A 16,187-nucleotide genomic window follows, 5' to 3' on the forward strand; every position below is an offset into this window, starting at 1 on the left:
CGTTCCTCCCCCTGGGGTCCTCGCCCCGGTCGCGGGTGTCGCGACGGCAGGAGTCTCCTGGCTCCCGGATCGATGCTCGCCCCGGCCTTCCCGTCCGTGCGGACAGTGGCCTCAAGCGGGGTTCGCTCCCCGGTCACAGTGGCGGGACCGCGCCGGATTCGCACCGGCTTCCTCCCATTGCCATCGCCTGCCCAGAACCCTACGGCAGCGCGGCCCGCCCGCAAAGTGTGGTTAACATCCTCCCCGTGCCGAATGTCAGAGCCCGTGCTGATGCGTGTCCCGGGGCGCTGCAGACTCACGACGCCGCCGACGGGGCGCTGGCGCGCGTCCGGGTGCCGGGGGGCGCGGTGTCGTCCACGCAGCTCAGAGTGCTCGGGGGCGCCGCCCGTGAGGTGGGCTCGGACGTCATCGAGCTGACGTCCCGGGGGAACCTCCAGGTGCGCGGCGTCCGCGACCCGGCGGCGCTCGCGGGGCGGCTGGAGGCCGCCGGGCTGCTTCCCGCTCCGTCCCATGAGCGGGTGCGCAACATCGTCGCCTCGCCGCTCGGCGGGCGCGGCGCGCACGGCGCCCTGGACACGGACCCGCTGGTCACCGAACTCGATCGGACGCTGTGCGGACGGCCCCTGCTGGCCGGGCTGCCGGGACGGTTCCTGTTCGCGTTCGATGACGGCACCGGCGACGTGGCCTCCCTGCAAGCGGACCTCACGCACACTCCCGGCGGGTTTCTGCTGGCCGGGGCTCCGAGCGTCCTGCCGTCCGACGACCCGGTCCGGACGATGGTCGCGGCGGCCGAGATCTTTCTCAGGATCCGCGGCGGCGCCTGGCGCCTGGCGGAGATACCCGACGGCCCGCGGCGTGTGGCGTCCGAACTCGGCGGAGAGCTGGTGGGGGCCGCGGCGGCCGCGGAGCCTCCGCGTCCGCACGCCGGGGTCATCCCGCAGCGGGACGGGCTGGTCGCGCTGGAGGCCGTCCCGCCGCTCGGACGGTTGTCCGGCGCGCAGGCCGAGGCGCTCGCCGGCATCGCGGACGAGGTCAGGGTGACGCCCTGGCGCGGCGTCGTCGTCCGGGACCTGGGCCCGGCGGACGCGCACCGCATCGCGGGACGGCTCGGCTCCGCGGGGTTCGCGACCGACCCCGATTCACCCTGGGTCGGCGTCACCGCGTGCACGGGAAGTCCCGGCTGCGCCAAGTCGCGGGGGGACGTGCAGGGAGAGGCCCGGCGATTCGTCGGCGGCCTGAGCCGCGCCCCCGAGACCCCCGTCCACTGGGCGGGATGCGAGCGGCACTGCGGGATGCCCCGCGGTCCGGTCGTGCTGAAGACGGCGAAGGGACAGCAGTGATCGACTACGTCCGGGACGGCGCCGAGATCTACCGGCGGTCGTTCGCGACGATCCGCGCGGAGGCCGACCTGTCGGGGCTGCCGGACGACGTGGCGCGGGTCGCCGTGCGGATGATCCACGCGTGCGGGATGACCGACCTCGTCGAGGATCTGGTGTGGTCGCCGGGCATGGTGGGGCGGGCACGGGCGGCGCTGCTGGACGGCGCGCCGATCCTCTGCGACGCGCGGATGGTCGCGTCCGGTGTCACGCGGGCCCGGCTGCCCGCGGGCAACGAGGTCGTGTGCACGCTGGGCGAGCCGGGCGTGCCCGAACTGGCAGCGCGGCTCGGCACCACACGCAGCGCGGCCGCCCTGGAGCTGTGGCGCGACCGGCTGGACGGGGCGGTCGTGGCCGTCGGCAACGCGCCGACCGCGCTGTTCCGGCTGCTGGAGATGGTCGAGGAGGGCGCGGGACGTCCGGCGGCGGTCATCGGCGTGCCGGTCGGGTTCATCGGCGCGGCGGAGTCGAAGGAGGCGCTCGCCGCGAGCGGCCTCGACCATCTGGCGGTGCGCGGGCGGCGCGGCGGCAGCGCGATGACGGCGGCGGCGGTCAACGCCGTCGCAAGTGAGGCGGAGTGATGGCGGGACGGCTGTTCGGCGTGGGGGTCGGGCCCGGCGATCCGGAGCTGGTCACGGTGAAGGCGGCGCGGCTCATCGGCGACGCCGACGTCGTCGCCTTCCATTGCGCGCGGCACGGCCGCAGCATCGCCCGGTCGGTCGCCGAACCGTACCTGCGCGACGGCCAGGTCGAGGAGCAGCTCGTCTATCCGGTGACGACCGAGACGACCGACCATCCGGGCGGCTACCAGGGGGCGCTGGACGAGTTCTACGCCGATTGCGCCGCCCGTCTCGCGGCCCACCTGGACGCGGGACGGACGGTGGTGGTCCTGAGCGAGGGGGACCCGCTGTTCTACGGGTCCTACATGCATCTGCACAAGCGGCTCGCCTCGCGCTACCCGACCGAGGTGGTGCCCGGCGTGACCTCGCTGAGCGCGGCGTCGGCCGCGGCGGGACGCCCGCTGGCGGAACGGGAGGAGACGCTGACCGTCCTGCCCGGCACGCTGCCCGGCGAGGAACTGGCCGAACGGCTGCGGGACACCGACGCCGCGGCCGTCCTCAAGCTGGGCCGGACGTTCCCGAAGGTCAGGCAGGCGTTCGAGGACGCCGGAAGGCTCGGCGACGCCTGGTACGTCGAGCGGGCATCGTCCGAGCGGGAGCGGGTCGTGCCGCTCGCCGACGTCGATCCGGCGGACGTCCCGTACATGTCGCTCGCCCTGCTGACGAGCCCGGCGGAGAAGTCCTTCACCGCGCCGCCCCCCGGACCGGCTCACGGCTCCGGCGCGGTCACGGTCGTCGGGCTCGGCCCGGCGGGACGGCCGTGGCTCACCCCGGAGGCGCAGGACGTCCTCGCGTCCGCGACCGACCTCGTCGGCTACGGCCCCTACCTGGACCGGGTCCCCGCGAACCCGCGCCAGCGGCGGCACTCGTCCGGGAACCGGGTGGAGGCCGACCGGGCGCGGCAGGCGCTGACCCTCGCGCGGGACGGGGCGCGGGTGGCCGTCGTCTCGTCCGGCGATCCGGGCGTGTTCGCGATGGCGGCGGCCGTGCTGGAGGTCGCGGCGGAGGACGAGTTCGCGGACGTGCCGGTGCGGGTCGTGCCCGGCCTGACCGCCGCGCAGGCCGTCGCGGCACGGGCGGGCGCCCCGCTCGGGCACGACTTCTGCGTCCTGTCGCTCTCGGACATCCTCAAGCCGTGGGACGTCATCGCGCGGCGGTTGCGGGCCGCCGCCGAAGCCGATCTCGTGCTGGCCCTCTACAACCCGGCGTCCAGCCGCCGCAGGCACCAGCTCCCGGCGGCGCGCGACCTGCTGCTGGAGCACCGCTCGCCCGAGACGCCGGTCGTGGTCGGACGCGACGTCGGCGGCCCGGAGGAGAGCGTCACCGTGACGACGCTCGGGAAGCTGGACCCCGAGGACGTCGACATGCGCTGCCTGCTCATCATCGGCTCGTCCACCACCCGCGTCACCGATCAGGGCGTCGTCTACACCCCGCGCCGCCACCCCTGAACCCGCTCTACCCCTGAACCCACACGGCGGCGGCCGCCACGTCGTCCGCCGTCCGCACGCCCGCGGGGAGCGGCGGGCGGTCGACCATGACGACCGGGATGCCCGCCTCGCGGGCGGCGGTGAGCTTCGCGCGCGTCATGGCGCCGCCGCTGTCCTTGGTGACGAGCACGTTCAGGCGGTGCTCGCGGATCAGGGCGCGCTCGCCGTCCACCGTGTAGGGGCCGCGCGCCAGCAGAACGTGCACGTTGGACGGGACGGGCGGCCCCGGCGGGTCGACCGACCGGGCGAGGAACCAGGCGTCCGCCCGGGCGGCGAACACCGGAATGCCGCGACGGCCCGTGGTGAGGAAGACACGGGCGTCATCCGGGAGCGCACGCGCGGCGTCGGCCAGGGACGGGACGCGCCGCCAGTCGTCGCCGTCCTCCTCGTGCCACCCCGGCCGGCGCAGCGCGAGCAGCGGCACGCCCGTCATCTCCGAGGCGCGGGCGGCCGAGGCGCTCATCCGCTCCGCGAACGGATGCGTCGCGTCCACAAGGCGGTCGATCCGGTGCTCGCGGAGCCACGCGGCCAGGCCCTCCGCGCCGCCGAACCCGCCGATGTGCACCTCCCCCACCGGCAGGCGCGGGTCGGACACGCGTCCGGCCAGCGACGACACGACGTGCACGTCCGTCAGGGAGGCCGCGAGGGCGCGTGCCTCGGCCGTCCCGCCGAGGATCAGGACGCGCCGCACTCTCGATCCCGGTCCGCGCTGTAGAGGTGGCTGTCAGGGAAGGCCGACGCCGTCAGGACGCGGCCGACGACGATCACCGCCGTGCGCGTCACGCCCGCCGCGCGCACGCGGTCCGCGATGTCGGCGAGGGTGCCGCGCAGGACGACCTCGTCCGGCCGGGTGGCGCGGGCGACGACGGCGACCGGGCAGCCGGCGCCGTAGTGCGGCAGCAGCTCGGCCGCCACCGCGTCGATGCGCTGCACGGCCAGGTGCAGGACCATCGTGGCCCCGCTCGCGCCGAGGGTCGCCAGGTCCTCGCCGTCCGGCATCGGGGTCGCGCGGACGGCGGTGCGGGTGAGGATCACGGTCTGGCCGACGCCCGGCACGGTCAGCTCCCGCCCCAGCGAGGCCGCCGCCGCGGCGAACGCGGGGACGCCCGGCACGACCTCGTACGGCACGCCCGCCGCGTCCAGGCGCCGCATCTGCTCGGCGACGGCGCTGAACACCGACGGGTCGCCGGAGTGCAGGCGCGCGACGTCCAGGCCGTCTCGGTGCGCCGCGGTCATCTCGGCGACGATCTCGTCGAGGGTCAGGTTCGCGGTGTCGACGAGGCGGGCGCCGGGCGGGCAGGCGTCCAGCAGCTCGCGCGGCACGAGCGACCCCGCGTACAGGCACACCGGCGCGGACTCCAGCACGCGCAGGCCGCGCACGGTGATGAGGTCGGCGGCGCCGGGGCCGGCACCGACGAAGCGGACGGTCACGCCGGATCCTTGCGGACCGTCCAGAGCGTGACGGGCAGCGCGGAACGCCAGGCCGTGAAGCCGCCGAGCCGGCCCGCCCGCTCGACGGCGACGCGGACGAGCTCGCCGCCGCGCTCCGCGCGCGCCTCGACCAGCCTGACCTCGGATTCGAGGGTGACGGCGTTGGCGACGAGCCGTCCGCCCGGCTTCAGCGCGTCCCAGCAGCGCTCCAGCAGGCCGGCGCGGGTGAGCCCGCCGCCGATGAACACCGCGTCGGGCGCGGGGAGGCCGTCCAGCGCGTCCGGGGCCTCGCCCTCGACGACCCGCACGCCGGGCACGCCGAGCGCGGCCGCGTTGCGGCCGATCCGCTCCGCCCGGCCGGCGCTGCTCTCGATCGCGACGGCCGCGCAGGTCGGGTGGGCCCGCGCCCACTCGATCGCGACGCTCCCGGTGCCGGCGCCCACGTCCCACAGCAGCTCGCCGGGCAGCGGAGCCAGCCGGGACAGCGTCACCGCGCGGACCTCGCTCTTGGTGATCTGACCGTCGTGCTCGAACGCGTCGTCGGGCAGCCCGGCCGTGCGGGGCAGCGGCGCGGCGTCCGGGCCCGGCACGCACTCGACGGCGATGATGGTGAGCGCGGACGCGGCGGGCTTCGCCCACTCCTGCGCCACGCCCCGCTGGACCGTCTCCTCCACGGCGCCGAGATCGCACAGGACGGTCATCCGGCTCGGCCCGAAGCCGCGGCCGGACAGCAGCGCGGCGACGATGAACGGGGCCTCCCGCCCGGCGCCGAGCACGAGCAGGCGGCGGCCGGGGGCGACGGCCGCGTTCAGCACCGCGGCGGAACGCCCCACCATGCTGAGGACGTCCACCCGGTCCAGCGGCCAGCCGAGCCGGGCGCAGGCCAGCGACGCCGAGGACGGGTGCGGCAGCACGCGGAGCCGGTCGGCGCCGAGCATCTCCGCGAGGGTGGAGCCGATGCCGTGGAACATGGGGTCGCCGCTCGCCAGCACCGCGACCTCGCGGTCCGCGTACTTCTCCAGCAGGCCCGGCAGGGCGGGCAGCAGCGGGGACGGCCAGGCGACCCGCTCGGGCTCCTCGACGGGGACCAGGCCGAGCTGCCGGTCGTTGCCGAAGAGCACCTCCGCCTTCCGCACCGCCTCGCGCGATTCCTCGGGGAGCCCCTGCCACCCGTCGGCGCCGATTCCGACGACGGTGATGACGCGCGTGTCCACTGTCCTCCTCGGGGGGAAACGGGGCGACAAGCCTATCGGAGGCGCTCTGGCACACTGGCGGCGTGAAGCGGCTCTCGATCATCGGCATCGGCGCGGGCGACCCCGACCAGCTGACCTTCCAGGCGGCCCGGGCCATCGCCGCGGCGGACGCGTTCCTCCTCGTCGACAAGGGCGGGGCGAAGCACGACCTGGGCGACCTTCGGCGCGCCCTCATCGCCGAGCACGGCCGGGCCCCGTACCGGATCGTCGAGGCCCGCGACCCCGAACGCGACCGCACCGCCGCCGCCTACACCGCGGCCGTCGAGGACTGGCGCTCCCGCCGCGCGCGGATCTACGAGTCGTTCGTCGACGGCGAGCTGGCCGACGGGGAGACCGGCGCGCTCCTGGTCTGGGGCGACCCGGGCGTCTACGACAGCACCCTCGCGGCGCTGGAGGAGGTCGGCGCCGAGTTCGAGTACGAGGTGATCCCGGGCATCAGCAGCGTGTCGGCGCTCACGGCCCGGCACCGCGTCGGCCTGACGCGGGTGGGGCGTCCCGTCCACATCACCACGGGCCGCCGCCTCGCCGCCGAGGGCGCCACCGCCGACGACGTCGTCGTCATGCTCGACGCGCACTGCTCGTTCGCCGAGGCGGGACCCGGCTTCCACATCTACTGGGGCGCCTACCTCGGCACCCCCGACGAGATCCTCATCGAGGGGCCGGTCGCGGAGGTCGCGGACGAGATCCGCGCCGTCCGGGCGCAGGCCCGCGCCCGGAAGGGCTGGATCATGGACACCTACCTGCTGCGCCGCGCCGGCGGCGACGCCCGCTGAACGCGGGCGCGGCTCAGGCCTTGGTGGGGGCGTGCGCCTCGGCCGTGACGGCGTGCCCGGCGGCGGCCGGGGCGGCGCGCCGCGGCAGGGCCAGCGCGGTCAGGGCGGCGGCGAGGGCGACGCCGCAGCCGATCATCATGCCGGTGCGGAACCCGTTCTCGGACGGCAGCGTGTGCCCGCCGAGGTCGACGGTCATGTGGGCGAGGACGACCCCGACCACCGCCGCCGACACAGTCGTCCCGATCGAGCGCATGAGCGTGTTGAAGCTGTTCGCCGACGCCGTCCCCGACCGCGGCACGGCCCCGATGATCAGCGCGGGCATCGCCCCGTAGGCGAGCGCGACCCCGACGCTGCAGATGCAGGTGACGACGAGCAGCCCCCACGCCGACCCCATCAGGACGGCCGACGACCCGTAGCCGAGCGCGATCACGAGGCTGCCGGTGACCAGCGTCGTCTTCGGGCCGCGGGCGCTCGACAGCCGGGCGCCGAGCGGTGAGACGACCATCATCATCAGGCCGCTCGGGACCATCCACAGGCCGGCCGCCAGCATCGACCGGCCCAGCCCGTAGCCGGTGGCCTCGGGAAGCTGCAGGAGCTGCGGGACGATGAGGGCCTGGGAGTACATGGCGACCCCGATGACGATCGACGCCGCGTTGGTGACGAGCACCTGGCGCCGCGCGGTGATCCGCAGGTCCACCAGCGGATCGCGGGTGCGCAGCTCCCAGAGTCCCCAGATCAGGGTGACCGCCACCGAGGCCGCGAGCAGCCCGAGCGTCGCGCCGCTCGTCCAGCCCCAGTCGGCGCCCTTGGAGACGGCGAGCAGCAGGCAGACGAGCGCGGTGCCGAGCCCGAGCGCCCCGGGGATGTCGAACCGGCCCCGCGCGCCCGGCGGGATCGCGGGCACCAGCAGCCAGATCAGCACGCCGATCAGCAGGGCCAGCGCGGCCGACCCCCAGAACAGCGCGCGCCAGCTCAGGTTCTCGGCCACCGCCGCCGAGACCGGCAGGCCGAGGGCGCCGCCGATGCCCATCGACGAGCTCATCAGCGCGATCGACGGGCCTAGCCGCTCGGGCGGCAGGACGTCCCGCAGCGCGCTGATGCCGAGCGGGATCATGCCCATGCCGAGGCCCTGCATGCCGCGCCCGGCCACCATCGGGACCAGCGAGCCGGACAGCGCGCAGATCACCGACCCGGCGGTGAGCGGCACCGCGCAGGCCAGCAGGACGCGGCGCTTGCCGTACAGGTCGCCGAGGCGGCCGATCACCGGCATCGCGACCGCCCCCGCCAGCAGCGTCGAGGTCACCACCCAGGACGCGTTGGAGGCCGTGGTGTCCAGCAGGCGCGGCAGTTCCGCGATCAGCGGCACCACCAGCGTCTGCATGAACGCCGCGACGATGCCGGCCACCGCCAGCACGGCGACGACGCCGTTCCCCGACCGGGCGGACGGCCTGGAATCGTCCACGTGGATCTCCCTGCTTCTCGGCGACACCGGCGTGTGCACGCTACATATGATGTGCCGGATGCACAACGTGTGTATGACACATATCACTGTGGTATGCATGCACACGGGGCCTCGGGAACGGAGGCGCCGGAAGGAACCGCATGGACAAGCCCACGGACCTGATCGAGTACGAGACGATGCTGCTCGGGCGGCACAGCCTGGCCACCCGCCGGTCCCGGCGCGAGGGCGGCCTGCTGGAGCGCAGCGCCTACATCCTGCTCAGCCGCGTCCGCATCGAGGGCCCGATGTCGATCCGACAGCTCAGCGAGGCGTTCGACCTGGACCCCTCGACCCTCAACCGGCAGACCTCCGCCATGCTCCGCGACGGCCTGGTCGAGCGCATCCCCGACCCCGAGGGCGGCATCGCCCGCAAGTTCCGCATCACGGCCGAGGGGGAGCGCCGGCTGGACGCCGAGCGCGCCCAGATCGTCACCGGCATCGACAAGATCATGGCCGACTGGACATCGGACGAGGTCGCCGCCTTCGCCGCCTTCCTCCAGCGCTTCAACACCGACATCGAGCGGCTGGCCGGCCATCCCTGGCCGCGCCCCTGACGGCGGCTAGCCTCGGATGATGCGCTTCGGAGTCAACGTTCCCAACTTCGGGCCCGGCACCGACCCGGGCGTCCTGCGGCAGTGGGCGCGGACGGTCGAGGGCCTCGGCTTCGACCTGCTGATGGTCTCCGACCACGTCGCCATCACGCCCGACGTCGCCGAGCAGTACCCGGCGCCGTTCTACGAGCCGTTCACCACGCTCTCCTGGCTGGCGGGCGTGACCGACCGGGTGCGGCTGGGCACCACCGTGCTCATCGTCCCCTACCGGCACCCGCTGCTCGTCGCCCGCATGGCCGCCAACCTCGACGACCTCAGCGGCGGGCGGCTGGTCCTCGGCACCGGCGTCGGATGGGCGCGCGAGGAGTTCGCGGCGCTCGGCGTCCCGTTCGGCCGCCGGGGCGCCCTGACCGACGAGTACCTGCAGACGATCCGCACCGCGTGGGAGCACACCGCCGACTACCGCGCCGGGCGGATCCCCCTCTGGATCGGCGGGCACAGCGACGCCGCGCTCCGCCGGGCCGTGCGCCTGGGCGACGCGTGGCACCCGCTGCGCTTCACCCTCCCGTGGCTCCAGGACGCCCTGGAGCGCCTGAAGACCATCGCGGACGACCATGGCCGCCCGGTTCCCGCGCTCCAGCCCCGCATCCTTCTCCGGCTGACGCGGTCCCCCGTCACCCGGCCGGACCGCCTCGCCGGCGAGGGCACCATCGAGCAGGTGGCGGACGACCTCGACCGGCTGCGGGCCCTCGGCGCCGACACGGTCGTCCTGGACCCCTTCAACGGCGATCCCGACGAGACCCTGCGCCCCACCACCGCGTGGCGCGACCTCGCCGCGGTCGCCGCCCTCGGCAACGCGGCCGGCTGACCGCGGGTGTCAGTCCCGCGCGATCGAGAACCCGAGGATGACGGCGGCGGAGACCACCACATGTCCTGGAGCGAGATCCTGCGGGGACGCGGCACCGCCGGAGCCGTGGCCCCGGTACCGCTCGAAGCCGGCCCCCTCCGGATCCACGTCGTCGATGTGGATGACGGCGCCGATCCGGACCCCGGCGGCCTCCGCGTACAACTCCGCCTTGCGCCGGGCCGCCGTCACGGCCTCGCGGCGCGCCTCGGCGCGCAGGTCGCCCTTGCCGGTCACGTCGAACTCGACGGCCTCGATCTCGTTGGCGCCGGCGGCCACGAGGTCCACCAGCAGGCCCTGCACGTCGTCGAGATCGGCGGACTCGACGGAGAACGCCGCCTGGCACTCGTAGCCGAGGAACTTGCGCTCCGACCCGTAGCTCCACGAACTCTTCAGGCCGAGCCGGGAACGCTCGACGGCGCCGTCCGCCACGCCGTGCCCGCGGAGCGCCCGCCGCACCGCCTGCACCGCGTCGCTGGCGACCGCGAACGCGTCCGACGGGGTCTGCTCCACGCGGATCACTTTGAACCGGGCCCGCACCAGGTCCGGCGCCGCCTTGACACTCGCCGCGCCGTACGCGGTCACGCCCCACGGGCGTTCCACCATCTGCATGGCGATGATCCAACCATCGATGATCCGCACGGGACGGCCTTTCCCGTACCGGCGGGACGGGACCGGACCGGAGGCGGCGCCGAGCACGAGGCCGCGGCCCATCTTCGGCAGACCATTGATCGTCGTCGCGAGTGTGCCTAGATTGGCAGGGCCACAGACCCCGCCTCGCGGAGGGAGCGAGCCGTGACCGAAGGTGCAACCGGTTCCGTGCGGACGGCCCCGCCGTTCCGCGCCGACCATGTCGGCAGCCTGCTGCGTCCGCCCGAGCTGCTCGCGGCCCGGGACGACCGCGCCCAGGGCCGCATCGACGCGGCCGCGCTGGCCGCGGCGGAGGACGCCGCCATCCGCGACGTGGTCCGGATGCAGCGCGAGGCCGGGCTCCGGTCGGCCACCGACGGGGAGTTCCGCCGCACGTCCTGGCACATGGACTTCATCTACCGGCTCGGCGGGATCAGCCCGGCGGACGAGAAGATCAAGGTCCGGTTCCACGGCGCGGACGGGGACATCGAGTTCACCACCGCCGCCCTGCGCGTGCACGACAAGGTCCGCCTGGACGACACGATCTTCGCCGACCACTTCGCCTTCCTGAAGGACGCGGTCGAGGAGGGCGTGACCCCGAAGCTGACGATCCCGTCGCCGAACATGGTGCACTACCGGGGCGGGCCGGCGGCGATCGACCCGCAGGTGTACCCCGACATCGAGGAGTTCTGGCACGACCTCGCCGCCGCCTACGCCGAGCAGGTGCGCCGGCTGGGCGAGCTGGGCTGCCGGTACCTCCAGCTGGACGACACCAGCCTCGCCTACCTCAACGACCCCGCGCAGCGGGCCATGATCACCGAGCGCGGCGACGACGCCGAGCACCTGCACCTGCGCTACATCAAGCAGATCAACGCCGCGATCGGCGGGCGCCCCGAGGGCATGAACGTCACCACCCACATGTGCCGGGGCAACTTCCGTTCGTCCTGGACGGCGGAGGGCGGCTACGACTTCGTCGCCGAGGCGCTGTTCGGCGAGCTGGCCGTGGACGGCTTCTTCCTGGAGTACGACGACGAGCGCTCCGGGGGCTTCGAGCCGCTCCGGTTCGTCCCGCCCGGCAAGATGGTCGTGCTCGGCCTGGTCACCACCAAGCGCGGCGAGCTGGAGTCCAAGGACGACCTCAAGCGCCGCATCGACGAGGCGTCGCGGTTCGTCCCGCTGGAGCAGATCTGCCTGTCGCCGCAGTGCGGGTTCTCCTCCACCGTCGAGGGCAACGTCCTGACCGCCGAGCAGCAGGCCGCGAAGCTTCGCCTCATCGCCGAGACCGCCGAGGAGGTCTGGGGCTGACCTCCCCCGGCCTGGCCGTTCCCCCGCCTGTCCGTTCGGTTAATGATGGGTGAACACCTCCTCCACATCGCCCGGTGCGATCACCGGCCGGGAGTAGGCTCGCCGCGGACAGCCGCAGGTCAGGAGAGGAACCGGGTCTTTGAGCGTGATCAGTGTCGGGCAGGCGATCGTCCTCGGGATCGTGGAGGGCCTGACCGAGTTCCTCCCGGTGTCCTCGACCGGCCATCTGAAGATCACCGAAGGCCTGATGGACATCCCGGTGGACGACCCGTCCGTCGTCGGGTTCACCGCCGTCATCCAGGTCGGCGCGATCGCGGCCGTGCTGGTGTACTTCTTCTCCGACATCGTCCGGATCGTCCGCGCGTGGGGCCGCGGCATCGCCCAGCCGGCGGAGCGCTACCACCACGACTACAAGTTCGGCTGGTGGGTCATCTTCGCCACCGTCCCGGTCGTGCTCGTCGGCGTCGCCGCCAAGGACCTCATCGAGGGGCCGCTCGCCTCGCTGTGGGTCGTCGCCGGGTCCCTGCTCGGCGGCAGCGTCGTGATGTGGCTCGCCGACCGTTACGGCAGGCACAAGCGCGGTGAGGACGACACGTCCCTCACCGACGCGATGCTGATCGGCTCGTCCCAGATCCTGGCGATGCTGTTCCCCGGCTTCTCCCGGTCGGGCGCGACGATGTCCACCGGCCTGCTGCTCGGCCTCGACCGGGTCGCCGCGACCCGGCTGTCGTTCTTCCTGGGCCTGCCCGCCCTGACCGGCGCCGGAATCTACGAGCTGCCGAGCGCGCTCGGGTCGGGCGCCGACCCGCTGCCGCTGGTGGTCGGCACCGTCGTCTCGTTCGTCGTCGCCTACGCGTCCATCGCCTGGCTGCTCAGGTTCGTCGCCCGGCACACCTTCACGTCCTTCGTGATCTACCGGGTCGCCATCGGCCTGCTCCTGTTCGCCCTGCTGGGCACCGGGACCCTGGACGCCTGAGCCCCGCCCGGCGTGCGAGAGACTGTCGAGATCCGCGCGTCCGTGCCGGGCACGGCGTGCACGCCCACCGCCGAGGAACGGAGCTGATGGTCATGGACGACGCGATGTGGGCCGGGACGGTCGCCATCACGGGCCACGGGGACGACGAGCTCGAGGCGTACCTGGCGAGGCCGCTGGGCGACGCGCCGCGCGGCGGCGTGGTGGTGATCCACCACCTGCCCGGGTACGACCCCGGCACCAAGGAGTTCGCCCGGACTTTCGCCGCCCACGGGTACGCGGCGATCGTCCCGAACCTGTACTCGCGCGAGGGCGCCGGCGTCAGCCCGGACGACCAGGCCGCCGCGGCCCGCGCCAAGGGCGGCGTCCCCGACGACCAGCTCGTCGGCGACGTCGCGGGAGCCGCCGCCTACCTGAACTCCCTCGACCACGCCAACGGGAAGGTCGGCGTGATCGGGCACTGCTCGGGCGGCCGGCACGCGTTCCTCGCCGCCTGCGATCTCGACATCGACGCCGCCGTCGACTGCTACGGCGCGTTCGTGGTGACCGACCCGCCGGAGGAGGCCCCGACCACCGCCGGTTCGATCATCTCCAAGGCGCCGAACCTGTCGTGCCCGCTGCTCGGCCTGTTCGGCGAGGAGGACCGGTTCCCGGCGCCGGACGAGGTCGCCGCGCTCGACGCGGAGCTGACCCGGCTCGGCAAGGAGCACGAGTTCCACACCTATCCGGGCGCCGGGCACGCGTTCTTCGCCGTCGAGCGGCCGGCGTTCCGGCCCGACGCCGCCAAGGACGGCTGGCAGAAGATCTTCACCTTCCTCGGCCGCCACCTGAGCGCCTGAAAGGACCCGGCATGTGCACCTACCAGACCGTGAAGGTCCAGTTGGACGGCGCGGCGAAGGGCGCCACCGGCTGGTTCACGCTGACCGACGGCGCGGTCTACGTCGACCACCCGTACCACGCCTGCCACGAGCACACGGTGAACATCGACTTCACCAATCCCGGCGACGGGCCGTCCGCGCGGGTCGCGGTCGAGCTGACCGAGGAGTCGGCGCTGGCGCTGGTCGAGGCCATCCAGGCGGCCCTCGCCGCCGCGCCGCCCGGCCTGGCCTCCGGCTCCAACCGGCGGACCGGGGCGGCCTGACCCGGCCTGGGCGGGCGGCGCCCCGCCGCGCCGCCCGCCGGTCACTCCCCCGCGCGGGCTCTCTCACTCCCCCGCGTGGGCCCTGCGGAGCTCAGCGATGTCGATCTTGCCCATGGACAGCATCGCGCCGGTGGCGCGTGCCGCCTTCGCCGGGTCCGGGTCGCTCATCAGCTCGTGCAGCACGGTCGGGATGACCTGCCAGGACACGCCGAACCTGTCCTTCACCCAGCCGCAGGGGCCCGGTTCGCCGCCGTCCTCGGTGAACCGGTTCCAGTAGTAGTCGACCTCGTCCTGGTCCGCACAGGGGATCTGGATCGAGATCGCCTCGTTGAAGGTGAACTGCGGGCCGCCGTTGAGGCCCACGAACTTCTGGCCGTTGAGCTCGAACTCCACGGTCACCACCGACCCGGGCTCGCCCGGGCCGGCCTCGGTCGCGCGGAAGACGTCGCCGATCTTCGCCTCCTTGAAGACGGAGACGTAGTAGTTCGCCGCCTCCTCGGCCTGCCCGTCGAACCACAGGCACGTGATGAACGGTCCGGATGCCATCGTTACCTCCCGCTGTAGGTCGCTTCACCAGTGCAGACCAGGCGGGTCCCGGAAACTCATCGGTCCAGGCAGGACCCCGCCGCGGCGGGCCGCTCGGGACGCGGTGCGTCAGCGGGTGTGCGTGGAGGAACTCCGGAAGTCGGTGTAGGTGTAGGGGTTGTCGAGGACCTTCGTCTCGGGGACGTCGGGGTACATGCCCTTGCGCCATTCCTCTTCACCCATCGACGAGCGCAGGTACTCCACCGTGGCCTCGACCTCGCGCCGGGCGGCGGCGAGGTCCGCGTCCACCAGGCGGTGGGCGTGCTTGACGACGCGCCCGTTCACCACGACGGTGTGGACGTCCCCGCGCTGCGCCTGGAACGCGACGTGCCCGTACGGGTTGAGGAGGGGGAACGACACCGGCGAGTCGTCGTTCTTGATCAGGACGACGTCGGCCTTCTTGCCGGGTTCGAGGCTGCCGAGGTCGTCGCGGCCGAGCGTCCGGGCCCCGCCGCGGGTGGCCCAGTCGACGACCTGGTCGGCGCGCAGGCTGCAGTGCGTGACGGTGTCCCCGCTGCCGTGCGCCTCCATGTGCATGCGGCAGCGGTCGGCGCCCAGCGTGGTCCGCATCGCGGAGAACAGGTCGCCGCTCCACCAGACGCTCGTGTCCATCGACAGCGACACCGGGATGTCGTGCGCGCGCAGCAACCAGGTGGGCGGGTAGCCCTGCCCGGCGCTCTGCTCGCTCTCGGTCGAGACGGAGATGGAGCCGCCGGTGGCGGCGATCCGGTGGTAGGAGTCGGCCGACAGCGACGCGGCGTGCACGTACACGGTCTCGGGCGTCATGAACCCGTGGTCGTGCATCTGCTTGATGCCCTCGTCGCTGGTCGCGCCCCACACGCCCGCGTGGGTGGTGACGGGGACGCCCAGCTCGCGGGCGACCTCGAAGGCGGGCTTCTCCGGGAAGGCCGGGTCGCCCACCACGTCGAACGCGATCTGGAAGCCGAGCATGTCGCCGCCGATGAGCTTGCCGGCGAAGTCGCGGAACTCCGGCGTGCCGGTCCACTCGGCGGGCGGCGCCTGGATGTTGCCGTAGGCGAGGACGAACCGCCCGGGCACCGAGCGGAGCGCGTCCACCGCGGCGTCGGCGTGGTCGAGGGTCTGCAGGCCGTGGGACCAGTCGACCACCGTCGTCACGCCCGCGTCGATGGCCTCCAGCGCGGCGAGCACGTTCCCGGCGTGGATGTCGTCGGGGCGGAACCGCTTGCCGTGCTCCAGGTAGTACCAGACGAAGTACTGGGTCAGCGTCCAGTCGGCGCCGTAGCCGCGCATCGCGGTCTGCCACATGTGCCGGTGGGTGTCGATCATGCCGGGCATGACGATGCCGCCGGACGCGTCGATCTCGGCGGTGCCGTCCGGTACCGGCAGGTCGGGGCCGACCGCGGTGATCGTCTCGCCCTCCAGGAGGACGTCGGCGCGGTCCAGCACCGCACGCCCGTCGGTCATCGGCAGGACGGTACCGCCGCGCAGCACCAGGGGACGGCCGGGCTCGAACTCGCTCATCGGTTGCACTCCTCGTCCGTGGACACGACCGCCGGGAGCAGCACGGACTCATGTCCGCTCTACGGTCACACCTGCTTGTGGCCACTCTTGTCACCGGTAGTCAAAGTGTCAACCACTTGACCCGTCCAGATATCGGCGTGCCAGAATCGAGGTG

The 16,187-nt window shown here is 73.7% G+C and carries 17 protein-coding genes and 1 riboswitch; of the genes, 10 read left to right on the top strand and 7 right to left on the bottom strand.

The window, feature by feature from the left end; all coding sequences use genetic code 11:
* Window positions 1-50: 50 nt before the first annotated feature.
* A riboswitch (cobalamin riboswitch) is annotated at window positions 51-174 on the bottom strand.
* A 71-nt stretch (window positions 175-245) separates the two neighbouring features.
* From K8Z49_RS10155 to K8Z49_RS10165, 3 genes are read left to right on the top strand one after another with little or no spacing between them, the layout of a single operon-like run.
* Window positions 246-1,340, top strand: a complete 1,095-nt coding sequence (locus tag K8Z49_RS10155; protein WP_412518346.1) for a precorrin-3B synthase — start codon at window positions 246-248, stop codon at window positions 1,338-1,340.
* On the top strand, window positions 1,337-1,957 hold the full coding sequence (locus tag K8Z49_RS10160) for a precorrin-8X methylmutase (RefSeq protein ID WP_412518348.1): 621 nt from the start codon (window positions 1,337-1,339) through the stop codon (window positions 1,955-1,957). Before K8Z49_RS10155 ends, K8Z49_RS10160 begins: the two co-directional genes overlap by 4 nt.
* Entirely contained in the window at window positions 1,957-3,444 is a 1,488-nt protein-coding gene (locus K8Z49_RS10165; protein ID WP_412518350.1) for a precorrin-2 C(20)-methyltransferase, read from the top strand. The genes K8Z49_RS10160 and K8Z49_RS10165 overlap by 1 nt, the downstream gene beginning before the upstream one ends.
* Window positions 3,445-3,451: 7 nt before the next feature.
* Here K8Z49_RS10165 and K8Z49_RS10170 read toward each other — a convergent pair whose 3' ends face one another.
* The 3 genes from K8Z49_RS10170 to cbiE are packed head-to-tail and all read right to left on the bottom strand — an operon-like array spanning window position 3,452 to window position 6,128.
* Window positions 3,452-4,174, bottom strand: a complete 723-nt coding sequence (locus K8Z49_RS10170) for a cobalt-precorrin-6A reductase (RefSeq protein ID WP_412518352.1) — start codon at window positions 4,172-4,174, stop codon at window positions 3,452-3,454.
* Window positions 4,159-4,914 (bottom strand): precorrin-4 C(11)-methyltransferase, encoded by a 756-nt coding sequence (gene cobM / locus K8Z49_RS10175; RefSeq protein ID WP_412518354.1) that lies wholly within the window; start codon window positions 4,912-4,914, stop codon window positions 4,159-4,161. Before cobM ends, K8Z49_RS10170 begins: the two co-directional genes overlap by 16 nt.
* Window positions 4,911-6,128 (bottom strand): precorrin-6y C5,15-methyltransferase (decarboxylating) subunit CbiE, encoded by a 1,218-nt coding sequence (gene cbiE, locus K8Z49_RS10180; protein ID WP_021597726.1) that lies wholly within the window; start codon window positions 6,126-6,128, stop codon window positions 4,911-4,913. Before cbiE ends, cobM begins: the two co-directional genes overlap by 4 nt.
* Before the next feature lie 62 nt (window positions 6,129-6,190).
* Between cbiE and cobF the strand changes: the two genes are divergently transcribed.
* Window positions 6,191-6,940, top strand: a complete 750-nt coding sequence (cobF, locus tag K8Z49_RS10185; RefSeq protein ID WP_024936364.1) for a precorrin-6A synthase (deacetylating) — start codon at window positions 6,191-6,193, stop codon at window positions 6,938-6,940.
* A 13-nt stretch (window positions 6,941-6,953) separates the two neighbouring features.
* Here the strand turns inward: cobF and K8Z49_RS10190 are convergent, their stop codons facing one another.
* Window positions 6,954-8,402 carry an MFS transporter gene (locus K8Z49_RS10190; protein WP_412518357.1) on the bottom strand — a complete coding sequence of 483 codons (1,449 nt, stop codon included), beginning with the start codon at window positions 8,400-8,402 and terminating at the stop codon, window positions 6,954-6,956.
* A gap of 140 nt (window positions 8,403-8,542) precedes the next feature.
* Between K8Z49_RS10190 and K8Z49_RS10195 the strand changes: the two genes are divergently transcribed.
* Window positions 8,543-8,995: a MarR family winged helix-turn-helix transcriptional regulator gene (locus tag K8Z49_RS10195; RefSeq protein ID WP_021599135.1), complete on the top strand. Its 453-nt coding sequence runs from the start codon at window positions 8,543-8,545 to the stop codon at window positions 8,993-8,995.
* A 19-nt stretch (window positions 8,996-9,014) separates the two neighbouring features.
* Entirely contained in the window at window positions 9,015-9,860 is an 846-nt protein-coding gene (locus tag K8Z49_RS10200; protein WP_024936362.1) for an LLM class flavin-dependent oxidoreductase, read from the top strand.
* Between the two features lie 9 nt (window positions 9,861-9,869).
* Here K8Z49_RS10200 and K8Z49_RS10205 read toward each other — a convergent pair whose 3' ends face one another.
* Window positions 9,870-10,610: an SIMPL domain-containing protein gene (locus tag K8Z49_RS10205; protein WP_218163719.1), complete on the bottom strand. Its 741-nt coding sequence runs from the start codon at window positions 10,608-10,610 to the stop codon at window positions 9,870-9,872.
* A gap of 81 nt (window positions 10,611-10,691) precedes the next feature.
* On the opposite strand from K8Z49_RS10205, the gene K8Z49_RS10210 reads away from it, so the two are divergent.
* From K8Z49_RS10210 to K8Z49_RS10225, 4 genes are all read left to right on the top strand, one after another.
* A complete protein-coding gene (locus K8Z49_RS10210) occupies window positions 10,692-11,831 on the top strand; it encodes a 5-methyltetrahydropteroyltriglutamate--homocysteine S-methyltransferase (RefSeq protein ID WP_075022031.1) in 1,140 nt (379 codons plus the stop codon).
* Window positions 11,832-11,976: 145 nt separating this feature from the next.
* Window positions 11,977-12,807 carry an undecaprenyl-diphosphate phosphatase gene (locus K8Z49_RS10215; protein WP_021599139.1) on the top strand — a complete coding sequence of 277 codons (831 nt, stop codon included), beginning with the start codon at window positions 11,977-11,979 and terminating at the stop codon, window positions 12,805-12,807.
* Window positions 12,808-12,893: 86 nt separating this feature from the next.
* Window positions 12,894-13,643, top strand: coding sequence for a dienelactone hydrolase family protein (locus tag K8Z49_RS10220; RefSeq protein WP_021599140.1), 750 nt, complete (start codon window positions 12,894-12,896; stop codon window positions 13,641-13,643).
* Window positions 13,644-13,654: 11 nt separating this feature from the next.
* Window positions 13,655-13,945: a DUF6295 family protein gene (locus K8Z49_RS10225; RefSeq protein ID WP_412518361.1), complete on the top strand. Its 291-nt coding sequence runs from the start codon at window positions 13,655-13,657 to the stop codon at window positions 13,943-13,945.
* 63 nt (window positions 13,946-14,008) lie between these two features.
* Here the strand turns inward: K8Z49_RS10225 and K8Z49_RS10230 are convergent, their stop codons facing one another.
* Together K8Z49_RS10230 and K8Z49_RS10235 are read right to left on the bottom strand one after the other, a co-directional pair.
* A complete protein-coding gene (locus K8Z49_RS10230; RefSeq protein ID WP_021599484.1) occupies window positions 14,009-14,491 on the bottom strand; it encodes a VOC family protein in 483 nt (160 codons plus the stop codon).
* 108 nt (window positions 14,492-14,599) lie between these two features.
* A complete protein-coding gene (locus tag K8Z49_RS10235; RefSeq protein ID WP_021599485.1) occupies window positions 14,600-16,033 on the bottom strand; it encodes an amidohydrolase family protein in 1,434 nt (477 codons plus the stop codon).
* Between the last annotated feature and the right edge of the window lie 154 nt (window positions 16,034-16,187).

The organism is Actinomadura madurae, assembly GCF_047130825.1.
In the GTDB taxonomy this organism is placed as follows: Bacteria; Actinomycetota; Actinomycetes; order Streptosporangiales; family Streptosporangiaceae; genus Spirillospora; species Spirillospora madurae.